Origin of the sequence: Duganella guangzhouensis, assembly GCF_009674535.1 — a bacterium.
Classification (GTDB): Bacteria; Pseudomonadota; Gammaproteobacteria; order Burkholderiales; family Burkholderiaceae_D; genus Rugamonas; species Rugamonas guangzhouensis.
Window position 1 is genome coordinate 334,259 of sequence record NZ_WKJK01000006.1, and the last position, 14,713, is coordinate 348,971.

The window sequence follows — 14,713 nt, forward strand, 5'->3', positions numbered from 1 at the left end:
CTTTTCATCACCTCGTTACCACATGATTACGCGGTCTTTTGGTGCCAGGTACATCTTGTCGCCTGGCTTGACGCCGAAGGCGTCGTAGAAGCCCGGCTGGTTGCGCATCGGGCCGTTGGCGCGGAACTGGCCTGGCGAGTGCGGGTCGGTCTTGATCTGCTGGATCTGCGCCGCTTCACGCATCTTCATGCGCCACACTTGCGCGAAGCCCATGTAGAAGCGCTGGTCGCCGGTCAGGCCGTCGATCACCGGTGGCTTCTTGCCGTGCAGCGACAGCTTGTACGCCTTGTAGGCGATCGCCACGCCGCTGTTGTCGGCAATGTTCTCGCCCAGGGTCAGCTGACCGTTGACGTGGTAGCCAGGCAGCGGGCTGAACTCGTTGTACTGGTCGACCAGCATCTTGGTCTTGGCGGCGAAGGCTTTGTGGTCTTCGGCGGTCCACCAGTCGCGCAGATTGCCGTCGCCGTCGTACTGGGCGCCCTGGTCGTCGAAGCCATGGCTGATCTCGTGGCCGATCACGCCGCCGATGGCGCCGTAGTTGACCGCGTCATCCGCGTCGGCGTTGAAGAACGGCGCCTGCAGAATCGCCGCCGGGAACACGATTTCGTTCATCTCTGGGTTGTAGTAGGCGTTGACGGTTTGCGGCGTCATGCCCCATTCGTCGCGGTCGATCGGTTTGCCCAGCTTGTTCAGTTCCTTGTTGTAGTCGAACTGGTGCGAGCGCAGCACGTTGCCGACCAGGTCATCCTTGCTGATGGTCAGCGCCGAGTAGTCGCGCCATTTGTTCGGATAGCCGATCTTGTAGGTGAACTTGGCCAGCTTGGCTTGCGCCTGCTTCTTGGTGACCGGAGTCATCCAATCCAGTTTGTCGATGCTGGTCTTGTAAGTCGCCAGCAGATTTTTCACCAGCGCTTCCATGCGTGCCTTGCGTTCGGCCGGGAAGTGTTCCGCCACGTACAGTTTGCCAACCGCCTCGCCCAGCGCGCCTTCGGTCACGCTGACGCCGCGCTTCCAGCGTGGACGCTGCTCGGTCACGCCGCTCAGCACGGTGCCGTAGAAGGCGAAGTTTTCATCGACGAAGGCTTTGCTCAGGTAAGCCGCGTTGGAACGCAGCAGCTGCCACTGGAAGTAGGCTTTCAGCGTTTCCAGCGGGGTACTTTCCAGCAGCGCGGTCATGCCCTTCAGGTAGCTCGGCTGGCTGACAATCACGTAGCTGACCTTGCCCGCCACGCCGGCATCCGTCAGATACGCATTCCAGTCATAGCCCGGCGCCACGTCGCCCAGCTTGGCGATGTCGACCTTGTTGTAGGCTTTGATCGGGTCGCGCAGTTCGACCTTGGTCCACTGCAGCTGCGCCAGCTGTTTTTCAAACGCGACGATGGCGCGCGCGGTGTCAGCGGCGTTGGCGTTGCCGGCCAGCGTCAGCATTTTGGTCAGGTGCTGCTCGTACTTGGCCAGCGTGTCGGCCAGCTTGGCGTCGTCGGCTTTCAGGTAGTAGTCGCGGTCAGGCAGGCTCAGGCCGTCCTGATAGAGGTCGGCCACGTACTTGGTCGAATCCTTGTTGTCCTGGTGGACGCCGTAGCCATACGGCGCGGTCACGCCGATCTGGTTGAAGTGCGAGATCAGTTGCGGCAGCTGTTTCTTGTCGGTGATGGCGGCCACTTTGGCCAACTCGGCGTTCAGCGGCGTGATGCCCAGCTGTTCCAGTTTGGCTTCATCCATGAAGCTGGCGTAGAAATCGCCAATGCGCTGCGCTTCCGCGCCGCCGGCCTTGTTGGCGGCCGCGCCTTCAATGATGGCGCGCAGTTGCGGCTGAATGTCATCGCGCAATTTGGCGAACGAGCCCCAGCTCGACTTGTCGGCCGGGATTTCGGTGGTGGCCAGCCATTTGCCGTTCATGTGGCTGAACAGATCGTCCTGCACGCGTACCGCCGGATCGATGTATTCGACGGCGATGCCGGAAACCGGCTTGCTTGCTACTTTGGCGCTGGTGGGGGCAGTGCTTTTGGCAGTGTCCGCAGCGCCTGCCAAGCCTGCGATCAGGCTCAGCATCAATGCACTTACGAGGTGACGTTTCACGAGGATATCCTTCTATATTTTTACGGGAGGCCCATCGCTCACATGGGCCGAACTGCTTTTATAACACATCACCACATGATGACGCGGTCTTTGGGCGCGAGGTACAACTTGTCGCCCGGCTTGACGCCGAAGGCTTCGTAAAAGCCCGGCTGGTTGCGCACCGTGCCATTGGCACGGAACTGATCCGGTGAGTGCGGATCAACTTTCAGATAAACGATTTGCTGCGCGTCGCGGATCTTGGCGCGCCACACCTGGCCGAAGCCCATGTAGAAGCGCTGCTGGCCAGTCAGGCCGTCAATCACCGGCGCCGGCTTGCCGCCCAGCGACAGCAGATAGGCCTTGTAGGCGATCGCCGCGCCGCTGTTGTCAGCGATGTTTTCGCCGAGGGTCAGCTCGCCGTTGACGAAGTAACCCTTGACCGGACTGTAGCCGTTGTACTGCTTGACCAGCATCTTGGTCTTGGCGTCGAAGTTCTTGTGGTCGGCCTTGGTCCACCAGTCGCGCAGATTGCCGTCGCCGTCGTACTGCGCGCCCTGGTCGTCGAAGCCGTGGCTGATCTCGTGACCAATCACCGCGCCGATGGCGCCGTAGTTGACCGCGTCATCGGCCGCTGCGTCAAAGAACGGCGGTTGCAGAATCACAGCCGGGAACACGATCTCGTTCAGCTCCGGGTTGTAATAGGCGTTGACGGTTTGCGGCGTCATGCCCCACTCGTCGCGGTCGATCGGCTTGCCCAGCTTGTTGACTTCCTTGTCGTAGTCAAACGCATGCGAGCGCAGCACGTTGCCGACCAGGTCGTCCTTGGCCACCACCAGCTTCGAGTAGTCACGCCATTTGTTCGGATAGCCGATCTTGGTGGTGAACTTGGCCAGCTTGGCTTGTGCCTGCTGCTTGGTCTCCGGACTCATCCAGTCCAGGGTGTCGATGCTTTGATGGAAAGCCGCCAGCAGATTCTTCACCAGCTGTTCCATGCGCGCCTTGCGCTCGGCCGGGAAATGCTGCTCGACGTAGAGCTTGCCCAGCGCCTCGCCCAGCGCGCCATCGGTGGCGTTGACGCCGCGTTTCCAGCGCGGTTCCTGCTCGTCGCGCCCGGCCAGCACCTTGCCGTAGAAGGCAAAATTCTCCAGCGCGAAATCCTTGGCCAGATACGGCGCGTTGGCATGCAGCACCTGCCACTGGAAGTAGACCTTCCAGGTGTTCAGCGGCGTCTTGTTCAGCAGCTTGTTGAAGCCGGTGATAAAGCTGGGCTGGCTGACGATCACGTAATCGACCTTGCCGCCGATGCCGGTGTCGTTGAGCCAGGTGGTCCAGTCATAGCCCGGCGCCAGCTTGGACAGCTGCGCCAGCGGCACCTTGTTGTAGGCCTTGACCGGATCGCGCAGCTGCACCTTGGTCCACTGGATTTTGGCGATCTCGGTTTCCAGCGCCACGATGGCCTTGGCATCGGCCGCACCGTTGGCGTTGCCGGCCAGCGTCAGCATCCTGGCGACGTGCTGCTCGTATTTGGCCAGCGTGTCGGCCATCTTCTTGTCCGACTTTTTCAGGTAGTAATCGCGGTCCGGCAGGCTCAGGCCGTCCTGCGCCAGATCGGCCACGTACTTGGTCGAATCCTTGTTGTCCTGGTGGATGACGAAGCCAAACGGCGCGGTGTAGCCATAGCGGTTGAAGTGCGCGATCAGCGCCGGAATCTGCTTCTTGTCGCTGAGCGCGGCCACGCGGTCGAAGTCGGCCTTCAGCGGTGCCAGACGCAGCGCTTCCAGTTTGGCCTCGTCCATATAGCTGGCGAAGAAATCGCCGATCTGCTGCGACGGTGTGCCCTGCTGCTTGTTCTGGTCGGCGGCGGCCGCTTCGATGATGGCGCGCAGCTGCGGCTTGGTGTCGTCATCCAGTTTTTCAAACGAACCCCAGCTCGACTTGTCGGCCGGGATCTCGGTCCTGGCCAGCCACTTGCCGTTCAGGTTGAGAAAGAAATCATCCTGCGGGCGCACCGAGGGATCGATGTTGGCGATATCCACGCCCGAGGTTTTGTCCTGTGCCTGTACGCCGGCGGTGGCCAGCAGGGTCAGCATCAGGGCGCTGAGCAAATGTGCTTTCATGTGTGTCCTTTCCCAAAGTTTTCGAACAATAGCAAAAAAGCCACACGAGGTGGCTTTTTTGCGAGGGATAATCGATTACCAGATGATGATGCGCTGTTCCGGCGCAACATACAGCTTGTCGCCCGGCTTGACGCCGAAGGCATCGTAGAAGCCCGGCTGGTTGACCACCGGACCGTTGGAACGGAACTGGCCCGGCGAGTGCGGATCGGTCTTGATCTGCAGGATCTGCTGATCTTCACGCATCTTCACGCGCCAGATCTGGCTCCAGCCCATGAAGAAGCGCTGCTCGCCGGTGAAGCCGTCGAGCACCGGCGCCGGCTTGCCGCCCAGCGAAATCTGGTAGGCCTTGTAGGCGATCGCCAGACCGCTGTTGTCGGCGATGTTCTCGCCCAGCGTCAGCGCGCCGTTGACGTGGTAGCCCGGCAGCGGGCTGTAGCCGTCGTACTGCGTGGTCAGGGCGTCGGCCTTGGCCTTGAAGTTGGCCTTGTCTTCCTTGGTCCACCAGTCGCGCAGATTGCCGTCGCCATCGGACTGGCTACCGCCGTCGTCAAAGCCGTGGCTGATCTCGTGACCGATCACCGCGCCGATGGCGCCGTAGTTGACCGCGTCGTCGGCACGGGCGTCAAAGAACGGCGGTTGCAGGATCGCGGCCGGGAACACGATCTCGTTCATGGTCGAGTTGTAATAGGCGTTGATGGTCTGCGGCGTCATGCCCCATTCCTCGCGGTCGATCGGCTTGCCCAGCTTGGCGATCATGCGGCTGTAACGGTAGTTGGAGGCGCGCAGCACATTGCCCACCAGGTCGCTCTTGACGATGGACAGCGTCGAGTAATCGCGCCATTTGTTCGGATAGCCGATCTTCGGCGTGAACTTGGCCAGCTTGGCTTGCGCCTCGATCTTGGTGGCCGGGCTCATCCAGTCCAGATTGTCGATGCTGGTCTTGTAAGAGGCCAGCAGGTTCTTCACCAGCTGGTCCATGCGCGCCTTGCGCTCAGGCGGGAAGTACTCGGCCACGTACAGCTTGCCCAGCGCCTCGCCCAGGCTGGCTTCCACCAGCTGTACCGCAGTCTTCCAGCGCGGCGGCTTGACGGCCACGCCGGTCAGCACGGTGCTGTAGAAATCGAAATTGGCGTCGGCAAAATCCTTCGACAGATACGGCGCCACTTCATGCAGCAGCTGCCATTCGAAGTACACCTTCCAGGTGGCGAGGTCGGTCTTGTCCAGCACCGCGTTATAGCCACTCAGATAGCTTGGCTGGCTGACGATCACGGTATCGATCTTGTTGGCCACGCCGGCGGCGGCCAGCGCGTGTCCCCAGTCGTAACCAGGCGCCAGCTCGGCCAGCTGCTTGACCGGCATCTTGTTGTAGCGCTTGACCGGATCGCGGTTCTGCACCTTGGTCCACTGCACTTCGGCCAGCGCGGTTTCCAGCGCGACGATTTTCTTGGCGTTGGCGGCGGCGTCCTTGTCGCCGGCCAGGCCGAGGATCTTGGCCACGTGCAGCTCATACTTGGCCAGCGCGCTGGCCATCTTGGCGTCGTCTTTTTTCAGGTAGTAATCGCGGTCCGGCAGACCCAGGCCATTCTGGCTAATGTAGACCGCGTACTTGGTCGACTCGCGCGCATCCTGGCGCACGCTGACGCTGTACGGCGTGCCGATGCCCATCTGCTGCAGGTGGGCGATCAGGATCGGCAAGCCCTTCTTGTCCTTCAGCGCGCGGATGCGGTTCAGTTCGCCGGTGACCGGACGGATGCCCAGTTGGTCCAGCTTGGCTTCATCCAGATAGCTGGCGTACAGGTCGGCGATCTTTTGCGCTTCGCTGCCCTGCTTGCGGGTTTTGTCGGCCTCGGCCTTTTCGATCAGGCCGCGCAGCTGCGGCAGCGTATCGTCGCGCAGCTTGGCGAAGGTGCCCCAGCTGGATTTGTCGGACGGGATTTCAGTGGTCTTCAGCCAACTACCGTTCAGATAGGTGAAGAAATCGTCCTGCGGACGCACACTGGTGTCCATATTAGGCAGCTCAATGCCGGAAATCGGCGCGCCGTCGGCCGCAGTGGCGGCGCCGAAGGCGGTCATCAAGCTCAGGGTCAGGGTACTCAGCAGCAGTGTTTTTTGTAATTTGCTCATGATCGTCATCGGTGGAATTCGTGCGGAGAATTCTACCGTCACGCCCGCCGCCTAAAAACATGGGCGGGCGCTTTTTACTTTACGATACACAAGCAAACAACATTAGAACTCGCCGCCGCCCGCTCCCGGCATGTTGACGTTGACACCGCCGGCACCGACGCCGACACCCATGCCACCGTTGCCACCGCCCGGACCGCCACGGCCGCCTTTGCCGCCCTTGTGTTCACCGCTATCTTCCTTGCGTTCCGGACGGGCGGCGCCGCTCTCGGCCACGCGCTGCAGCTGCTCGGAAATCATGGTGGCCACGCTCTGGCGCTGCGGTTCGGTCAGTGCATCGTTCATGGTCAGCCACCATTCGCGCAGCAGCTTGCCTTCGTTGGCTTCGACAGCAGCCTCGTCTTCGACAGCCTTGCTCATCTCGCGCAGCTCGATGCCTGGCGTTTGCGCCGCCTTCAGCGTGGCGTCCTGCAAACGTTCGCGACGCGCCTTGCGCTCGGCCAGCAGACGGCGGGTTTTCGATTCCACCTGCGACCACAGCGTTTGCTGATTGGCGTTCAGGCTAAGCGATTTTTTCAACTCCATCGCCATCGGCATATAGTCTTCCGCCTGCATATCCATCACCGGCACGGCAAAAGCGGGCGACAACAGCGCCGAGAGAGCCAGCGCGGCGCTGACACGGCGCAGGGCAAACGGGAATGGGCGTGACAAAAATCGCATGTATGCTCCGTAGATAAAAAAAAGCCAGCGCTTGGGGCGCTGGCGAAAAACCACTTCAGGGTAGAGAGAAATACGAGCCCAGTGTAGGCCGCGTTTTCCGGGGTGACAGGCGTTCTTACAATTATTTACTGTCGTGAACGTTGAGGAAACACCCTACACAAAACAGCAAAGATGGCGTTTCACCAAGCCCCGACTGGTGCGCTTTAAAAGTCAACGCGCGCCGTTGTAAATCAACGTAAAGGGATAAATCATTTCGTGTCGGCTACTACGTTTGCCGGAAATCAGGTTTATACTGAATTCAGCAGGCTGCAAACCCGCAGCGGCTTTCAGTACAGGTGAAACATGGGCAAGAAATTAAAGAATTCCGGTCTGGTTGGACTGGGGGTGGTGGCAGGCATTGCCATCTCGCTGCAATTTTCCGCCATGGCGCAAAAACCGGTGGACCCGCCACTGCCGTTGGAAGAGCTGCGCCAGCTGGCCGACGTGTTTGGCCTGATCAAATCCGACTATGTCGAACCGGTTGAAGACAAGAAGCTGCTGACCGAAGCCATCTCCGGCATGGTGGCCTCGCTCGACCCGCACTCCGCCTACCTGGACAAGAAAGCCTATGCCGAACTGCGTGAAGGCTCGCAGGGCAAATTCGTCGGCCTCGGCATCGAGATCGGCCAGAGTGAAGACGGCTACATCAAAATCGTGGCGCCGATTGAAGACTCGCCGGCCTGGCGCGCCGGCATCAAGGCGGGTGATCTGATCAGCCGTCTCGACAACACCCCGGTCAAAGGCATGTCGCTGGATGACTCGATCAAGAAAATGCGCGGCGAGCCGCACAGCAAAGTCAGCCTGACCATCTTGCGCAAGGGCGAGGCCGAGCCGCTGGTGTTCAACATGACGCGCGAAGAAATCGTGCAAAAGAGCGTCAAAGGCAAGCTGATCGAGCCGGGTTACGCCTGGCTGCGCATCTCGCAATTCCAGGAACCGACCGTGGATGACATGGCCGCCAAGATTGTCGAACTGTACAAGCAAGATCCGAGCATCAAAGGACTGATCCTCGACCTGCGCAACGACCCGGGTGGCGTGCTGCAGGGCGCGATCGGCGTCGCCGCGGCCTTCCTGCCAAAAGACTCGCCGATCGTCTCGACCAATGGCCAGTTGCCGGACCAGAAGCAGATCTTCTACGGCCGTCCCGAATATTACGAACTGCGTGGCGAAAGCGACGCGCTGGCCAAGCTGCCGGCCGCCATCAAAAAAGTACCCATGGTGGTACTGGTCAACACCGGCTCGGCCTCCGCCTCCGAAATCGTCGCCGGCGCGCTGCAGGATTACAAGCGGGCCGACATCATCGGTTCCCAGACCTTTGGCAAAGGCTCGGTACAGACCATCCGCCAGCTGACCGCCGACACCGCCGTCAAACTGACCACCGCGCGCTACTACACGCCGAATGGCCGCTCGATCCAGGCCAAAGGCATCACCCCCGACGTGCCGGTGGACGAATACGCCGACGGCGACGGCCTGAACGCGCTGCGCACGCGCGAAGCCGACCTGGCCAAGCACCTCAGCAACGACCGTGAGCAAGAAGGCGAAAAAAGCAAACGCGACGAACTGGAAGAACAGATGCGCATCCTCGCGCTGGAGAAAAAGCGCCAGCCGCTGGAATACGGCGCCGGCGACGACTTCCAGCTACAGCAAGCGCTCAACCACCTGAAAGGCTTGCCGGTACAACTAGCCAAAACCGGCACCGCCGTGGTCGCGGTGGACCCCGGCCTGAAAAAAGACCTGGCCAACAAATAAGCCCATCCCCCAAGCAACGCCAGCGGCGCCTCCACGGCGCCGTTTTATTTGCAACTCCGGGGTCAGGTCCATCATTTCTACACGGGCTGAGCCGTAGCGCATGCTAAGGCTCAGCCCGTGTAGAAATGATGGACCTGACCCCGGAGTGATATTTGCGCGTAAGGTGCAGGCATTGTGTAGAATTTGGCTCATTATTGGCAGACGCCATTGCTTAATTTGAAAGTTTAATCATGAAACAAGCCGTCATCAGCGGTACCGGTCTCTACACCCCAGCTCAGTCGATCAGCAACGAGGAACTGGTGGCCTGCTTTAACGCTTATGTCGAACAGTTCAACGCCGATAATGCGGCCGCCATCGCTGAGGGTCAGGTGACGGCGCTGGAGGCGTCCAGCGTGGCGTTTATCGAGAAAGCCTCGGGCATCAAGGCGCGCTATGTGATGGAGAAGGCGGGCATCCTGGACCCGCAGCGCATGGTGTCGCATATCGCTGACCGTTCGGATGAGGAGCTGTCGCTGCAGGCTGAAATCGCTGTGGCGGCCGCGCGCCAGGCGCTGGACCGCGCCGGCAAGTCGCCGGCCGATATCGATATGGTGCTGGTGGCCTGCTCGAATATGCAGCGCGCCTATCCGGCGATGGCGGTCGAGGTGCAGGGCGCGCTCGGCATCGATGGCTATGGCTTCGATATGAACGTGGCCTGCTCATCGGCCACCTTCGGCATTCAGCAGGCGGTGGCGGCGGTACAGAGCGGCCAGGCGCGCGCGGTGCTGGTGCTGAATCCGGAAATCACGTCGGGCCACCTGAACTGGCGCGACCGCGACAGCCACTTTATCTTTGGCGATGCCTGCACCGCGATCGTGGTCGAGGCCAAGGATACCGCCACCAGCGCGCATCAGTGGGAAATCCTGGACAGCAAGCTGAAAACCAGCTTCTCCAACAATATCCGCAACAACTTCGGCTTCCTCAACCGCTTCGACGAAGACGGCGTCGGCCAGGCCGACAAGCTGTTCCGCCAGCAGGGCCGCAAGGTGTTCAAAGACGTCTGCCCGATGGCGGCCGAGATGATCAAGGACACCATCGCCCACGCCGGCCTGGAAGTGCCGCAGGTGAAGCGCTATTGGCTGCATCAGGCCAATCTGAATATGAATCTGCTGATCAGCCGTCTGGTGCTGGGCCGCGACGCCGAGCCGGGCGAAGCGCCGGTGATCCTGGACGAATACGCCAACACTTCGTCGGCCGGCTCGGTGATCGCTTTCCACAAGTATTCGGACGATATGGCCAAGGGCGAGCTGGGCGTGATCTGCTCCTTCGGCGCCGGCTATTCGATCGGCTGCGTGGTGGTCAAGCGCATCTGATACAACGCGGTCGGGCCATGGATTTCCTCCAGCTCGACACCGGCGCCGCCGAGCCGCTGTACCGGCAAATCTATCTCCGCTTTCGCGGCGCCATCGCCGACGGGCTGCTGCAACCGGGCGACCGCATTCCGGCCGCGCGGGCGTTGGCGCTGGAACTGGGCCTGGCGCGCGGCACGGTGGAATCGGCCTACGCGCTGCTGGCGGCGGAAGGCTATGTGGAGGCACGCGGCCAGGCCGGCACGGTGGTGACGCCGGCGCTGGCCCGCCATGCGCCCAACCCCAGCCGCGCGGCGGTCGCCACAGCCACCTCCACCACACCAGGCGCGGCGCCAGCGCACAACGCGCTTTCCGCAGCCGCCTCCTCCACCCTGCCGTTCCAGATGGGCATCCCGGCGCTGGATGCCTTCCCGCGCAAGCTGTGGGCCAGGCTGGCCGCGCGTGCCGCCCGCGCCACCACGCCGGAAGATCTGATCTATCCACCGTGGGCCGGCCTGCCCGAACTGCGCATCGCCATCGCCACCTATCTGCAACTGGCGCGCGGCATCCACTGCGCGCCATCGCAGGTGTTCATCACCAGCGGCTACCGCAACAGCATGGAGCTGATCACGCGCGCCCTGCTGCGGCCGGGCGATGAGGTATGGGTCGAAGATCCCGGCTATCCGCCCACCAGCGCGCTGCTGGCCGCCGCCGGCATGCGACCGGCGCCGGTGCCGGTCGATAGCGAAGGCTTGATGGTCGCACACGGTATCGCCAGCGCGCCGCGCGCCAAGGCCGCCGTGGTGACACCGGCGCACCAGATGCCGCTGTGCGTCTCGCTGTCGCTGCCGCGCCGTCTGGCCTTGCTGGACTGGGCCGCGCGTTCCGGTGCCTGGATCGTCGAAGATGATTACGACGGCGAATTCCGCTACGTCAGCCGCCCGCTGCCCGCGCTGCAAAACCTGGACCACGCCGGCTGCGTGCTGTACTCCGGCACCTTCAGCAAGGTGCTGTTCCCTTCACTACGGCTGGCCTACCTGGTGGTGCCGCCGGCGCAGGTGGCGCGCTTTGAGGAAATCAGCCGCACCTTCGCCGCCAGCGGCCCGCTGCTGACCCAGCGCATCGTCACCGACTTTATCAACGAAGGCCACTTCGCCCGCCACATCCAGCGCATGCGCCGCCTGTACGCCGAACGCCGCCAATTCGCCGCCGATGGATTGAGCGCAGCGCTGGCGCCGCAGATGCGGGTCGAGCCGCAACCGGGCGGCATGCACCTGGTGCTGCGCATGAAGGGCCGCCACACCGACCGCGCACTGGCGGCCCGCCTGCGCGAGCATGGCATGGCGGTGCACGCGCTGTCGCAGCGCGGCGTGTTGCCCACGGCGGCATCGGCGCTGCTGCTGGCCTTCACCAACATTGACAGCGAGGCGCGCGCCCGCGAGTTGGGCCAACGGATTCATGGCCTACTCTGAATCACTATTCTTGGCTCTTCACGACTAGTCCATAACAGCACACAATGAATCCATCGCAAACTAACGAAGGACATCATCATGAGCAAGCGTCTGGAAGTATTCAAATTTGCGCCGCAAGCCTACAAGGGCTTCGGCATGGTCAAGGACTATGCGGCGTCGGCGCTGCCGGCCGAGCTGCTGGAACTGGTCTACCTGCGCGTCTCGCAAATCAACGGCTGCGCTTATTGCATCGACATGCATACCCGCGATCTGCTGAAACAGGGCGTGAAGATCGATAAAGTGGCGCTGGTGCCGGTGTGGGACGAAGCGGCCGCGCTGTTCAGCGAGCAGGAACGCGCCGCGCTGGCCTGGGCCGAGGTGGTGACCCGGGTCGAACAAAGCAAGGTGCCGGACGCCGATTACCAGCAAGCGCTGTCGGTGCTGGGCGAACAGACGCTGGCCGACCTCACCGTCGCCATCGCGCTGATGAATGCCTTCAACCGCTTCGGCGTCAGCATGCGCATGCAGCCGGCGGCGCTGACGCTTTAAGGCATTTTAACAAGGGGCTGTGTTACGCTAAGGGTTTCTCGTATCTTTTTTGACAAGGAACCCCGCACGCATGCCCCACAATATCAGCCTGATTACCACCATCGCCGCCGCACTCGGAGCCGGTCTCCTGTTCGGTTATCTTGCAACACGTCTCAGGCTACCGGCATTGGTGGGATATCTGGCTGCGGGCATCATCATCGGCCCGGCCACGCCGGGCTATGTGGCCGATGCCGCGCTGGCCGGCCAGTTGGCCGAAATCGGCGTGATGCTGATGATGTTCGGGGTCGGCCTGCACTTCTCGCTGGATGATTTGTGGGACGTGCGCAAGGTGGCGCTGCCCGGCGCCGTGCTGCAGATCGCGGTCGCCACCGCGCTGGGCATGGGCCTGGCCCACTTCTGGGGCTGGACCATCGGCGGTGGCCTGGTGTTCGGTCTGGCGCTGTCGGTGGCCAGCACGGTGGTGCTGCTGCGCGCGCTGGAGGAACGCGGCATCCTCGATACCTTCAACGGCCGCATCGCGGTCGGCTGGCTGGTGGTGGAAGACCTGGTGACCGTGCTGGTGCTGGTGCTGCTGCCGGCGCTGGCCGGATCGCTGGGCGGCGTCGCCCCCGATGCGGCCCACGGCGGCCATGGCGGCGATAGCAGCCTGTGGGCCACGCTGGCGCTGACGCTGGGCCAGGTCGGCGCTTTCATCGTGCTGATGCTGGTGGTCGGCCGCAAGCTGTTCCCGTGGATTCTGTGGCAGGTGGCGCGCACCGGCTCGCGCGAGCTGTTCACGCTGTGCGTGATCGCGGCCGCCGTCGGCATCGCCTACGCCTCCACCCACTACTTCGGCGTGTCGTTCGCGCTGGGTTCCTTCTTCGCCGGCATGGTGCTGCGCGAATCGGCGCTGGCGCACCGCGCCGCCGAGGAATCGCTGCCGCTGCGCGATGCGTTCGCGGTGCTGTTCTTCGTGTCGGTCGGCATGCTGTTCGAGCCATCGATCCTGCTGGAACAGCCACTCAAGCTGCTGGCGGTGGTGGCCATCATCGTGATCGGCAAATCGGTGGCGGCCTTCCTGCTGGTGCTGCTGCTGCGCTACCCGGCCAAGACCGCGCTGATGGTGTCGGCCAGCCTGGCGCAGATCGGCGAATTCTCCTTCATCCTGGCGGCGCTGGGCCTGTCGCTGAAGCTGATGCCGGTGGAGGGCCAAAGCCTGATCCTGGCCGGCGCCATCATCTCGATCGCGCTCAATCCGATCGTGTTCCGCGTCACCAAACCGCTGGAACGCTGGCTCGGTAACAACCCGGGCCTGGCGGCCAGGTTCGAGCGCCCGGCCGACCCGCTGGCCGAGCTGCCGATGACCACCCCGCACGAACATCTGCGCGGCCAGGTGGTACTGGTCGGTTACGGCCGCGTGGGCCGCCGCATCGCCGCCGCGCTGAAGGCACAAGGCATCTCCTACGTGGTGGCGGAGCAGAACCGCGAAGTGGTCGATCAACTGCGCAAGGACGGCGTGCCGGCAGTGGCCGGCAATGCCGGCGAGCCGACGGTGCTGATCCAGGCCCACATCGCCCATGCCGCGATGCTGGTGATCGCGACGCCGGACACCTTCCACGTGCGCGCCATGATCGAAACCGCGCGCGCGCTCAACCCCAACATCAAGACCGTGGTGCGCACCCACAACGATGCGGAAGCGGAGCTGCTGCGCAGCGAGCGCGCTGGCGAGATCTTCATGGGCGAGCAGGAACTGGCCAAAGGCATGACGGCCTATGTATTATCGAGCCTGGCCAACCAGCAGACCCACACGCACCATTGATGGAACGACGTCCTACCCGCCGCGCACTACTCCTTTCCGCTCTGATCGCGCTGCTGCCCACGGCGGACGCGCATGCGGCCGATGGCAGCGAGATCCCGATGCTGATCGCCGAACAGGTGGACGCCAGCGGCCAGCGGCTGCCCACGCCACCGCTGATGACGGCGGTGGTGCAGGCAGTGGCCGCCGAGTCGGGGCTGAAGCTGGTGCTGCGCCCCTATCCATGGCGGCGCGCGCAAATGATGGCGGAAAACGGCGAAGGTCTGCTGTTCGGCGCCGCCATCACGCCGGAGCGCCTGCAAACGCTGGATTTCAGCAAACCGCTGTACGTGGTCAATCAATGGCTGGTCTCGACCGAGCGCGCGCCGCTCAACTTCCAGCAGTGGGACGACTTGCGCGGCAAGGTGATTTCGATCAGCAGCGGCAGCAAATTTGGCCCGGCCTTCGAAGAGCGCAGGGACAAGCTGTTCCGGGTTGAGCAAAATGCCCCATCGGCCAGCAGCCGCCTGAAAATGCTCAGCGCCCACCACGTCGACGCGGTGCTGCTGGTGAGCTTCCGCACCGCCCCCCAGTTCACCACCAGCCTGAATTGCGCCTTCAGCGGCGGCGAACGCTTGCTGGTATCGGACAAGCCGGTCGGCAGCGAGCCGGTGCTGATCGCGGTGCCGAAGACGCCGGCGCTGGCCAGCCTGCTGCCGGCGCTGAACGGCGCCATCGAGCGCCTGACCAAATCGGGCCGCATCCAGAAGCTGCTGGACGAACGCGCCCAGCAAAGCGGCTGCTGAT

At 62.8% G+C, this 14,713-nt stretch carries 10 protein-coding genes; 6 read left to right on the forward strand and 4 right to left on the reverse strand.

The genetic code is table 11. The annotated features are described in order from the left end of the window. Positions 1-15: 15 nt before the first annotated feature. The 4 genes from GJ699_RS14155 to GJ699_RS14170 all read right to left on the reverse strand — a co-directional run bounded on the left by GJ699_RS14155 (position 16) and on the right by GJ699_RS14170 (position 7,016). Positions 16-2,052 carry a M13 family metallopeptidase gene (locus GJ699_RS14155; protein WP_154377339.1) on the reverse strand — a complete coding sequence of 679 codons (2,037 nt, stop codon included), beginning with the start codon at positions 2,050-2,052 and terminating at the stop codon, positions 16-18. Between the two features lie 95 nt (positions 2,053-2,147). Continuing rightward, entirely contained in the window at positions 2,148-4,175 is a 2,028-nt protein-coding gene (locus GJ699_RS14160; RefSeq protein ID WP_154377210.1) for a M13 family metallopeptidase, read from the reverse strand. A 75-nt stretch (positions 4,176-4,250) separates the two neighbouring features. After that, complete coding sequence (locus GJ699_RS14165; RefSeq protein WP_371867558.1) at positions 4,251-6,299, reverse strand: M13 family metallopeptidase; 2,049 nt, start codon at positions 6,297-6,299, stop codon at positions 4,251-4,253. A 102-nt stretch (positions 6,300-6,401) separates the two neighbouring features. Further along, entirely contained in the window at positions 6,402-7,016 is a 615-nt protein-coding gene (locus GJ699_RS14170) for a hypothetical protein (RefSeq protein ID WP_154377214.1), read from the reverse strand. A gap of 342 nt (positions 7,017-7,358) precedes the next feature. Between GJ699_RS14170 and GJ699_RS14175 the strand changes: the two genes are divergently transcribed. From GJ699_RS14175 to GJ699_RS14200, 6 genes are all read left to right on the forward strand, one after another. Beyond that, positions 7,359-8,804, forward strand: coding sequence for a S41 family peptidase (locus GJ699_RS14175; RefSeq protein WP_154377216.1), 1,446 nt, complete (start codon positions 7,359-7,361; stop codon positions 8,802-8,804). Between the two features lie 230 nt (positions 8,805-9,034). Continuing rightward, entirely contained in the window at positions 9,035-10,156 is a 1,122-nt protein-coding gene (locus GJ699_RS14180) for a beta-ketoacyl-ACP synthase III (protein ID WP_154377218.1), read from the forward strand. A gap of 17 nt (positions 10,157-10,173) precedes the next feature. After that, positions 10,174-11,604: a MocR-like pyridoxine biosynthesis transcription factor PdxR gene (gene pdxR / locus GJ699_RS14185; RefSeq protein WP_154377220.1), complete on the forward strand. Its 1,431-nt coding sequence runs from the start codon at positions 10,174-10,176 to the stop codon at positions 11,602-11,604. A gap of 78 nt (positions 11,605-11,682) precedes the next feature. Next, the gene (locus tag GJ699_RS14190; protein WP_154377222.1) at positions 11,683-12,132 is read left to right on the forward strand and encodes a carboxymuconolactone decarboxylase family protein; all 450 of its coding nucleotides are present in this window, start codon (positions 11,683-11,685) and stop codon (positions 12,130-12,132) included. A 70-nt stretch (positions 12,133-12,202) separates the two neighbouring features. Continuing rightward, complete coding sequence (locus GJ699_RS14195; protein ID WP_154377224.1) at positions 12,203-13,930, forward strand: cation:proton antiporter domain-containing protein; 1,728 nt, start codon at positions 12,203-12,205, stop codon at positions 13,928-13,930. Then, positions 13,930-14,712, forward strand: coding sequence for a substrate-binding periplasmic protein (locus GJ699_RS14200; RefSeq protein ID WP_154377226.1), 783 nt, complete (start codon positions 13,930-13,932; stop codon positions 14,710-14,712). Before GJ699_RS14195 ends, GJ699_RS14200 begins: the two co-directional genes overlap by 1 nt. Position 14,713 lies beyond the last annotated feature (1 nt).

What these genes read in the sequence shown, in the direction of transcription:
- GJ699_RS14155 (WP_154377339.1), bottom strand. Translation starts at nt 2,052, where the DNA reads ATGCTGAGCCTGATCGCAGGCTTGGCAGGCGCTGCGGACACTGCCAAA.
- GJ699_RS14160 (WP_154377210.1), bottom strand. Translation starts at nt 4,175, where the DNA reads ATGAAAGCACATTTGCTCAGCGCCCTGATGCTGACCCTGCTGGCCACC.
- GJ699_RS14165 (WP_371867558.1), bottom strand. Translation starts at nt 6,299, where the DNA reads ATGAGCAAATTACAAAAAACACTGCTGCTGAGTACCCTGACCCTGAGC.
- GJ699_RS14170 (WP_154377214.1), bottom strand. Translation starts at nt 7,016, where the DNA reads ATGCGATTTTTGTCACGCCCATTCCCGTTTGCCCTGCGCCGTGTCAGC.
- GJ699_RS14175 (WP_154377216.1), top strand. Translation starts at nt 7,359, where the DNA reads ATGGGCAAGAAATTAAAGAATTCCGGTCTGGTTGGACTGGGGGTGGTG.
- GJ699_RS14180 (WP_154377218.1), top strand. Translation starts at nt 9,035, where the DNA reads ATGAAACAAGCCGTCATCAGCGGTACCGGTCTCTACACCCCAGCTCAG.
- pdxR (WP_154377220.1), top strand. Translation starts at nt 10,174, where the DNA reads ATGGATTTCCTCCAGCTCGACACCGGCGCCGCCGAGCCGCTGTACCGG.
- GJ699_RS14190 (WP_154377222.1), top strand. Translation starts at nt 11,683, where the DNA reads ATGAGCAAGCGTCTGGAAGTATTCAAATTTGCGCCGCAAGCCTACAAG.
- GJ699_RS14195 (WP_154377224.1), top strand. Translation starts at nt 12,203, where the DNA reads ATGCCCCACAATATCAGCCTGATTACCACCATCGCCGCCGCACTCGGA.
- GJ699_RS14200 (WP_154377226.1), top strand. Translation starts at nt 13,930, where the DNA reads ATGGAACGACGTCCTACCCGCCGCGCACTACTCCTTTCCGCTCTGATC.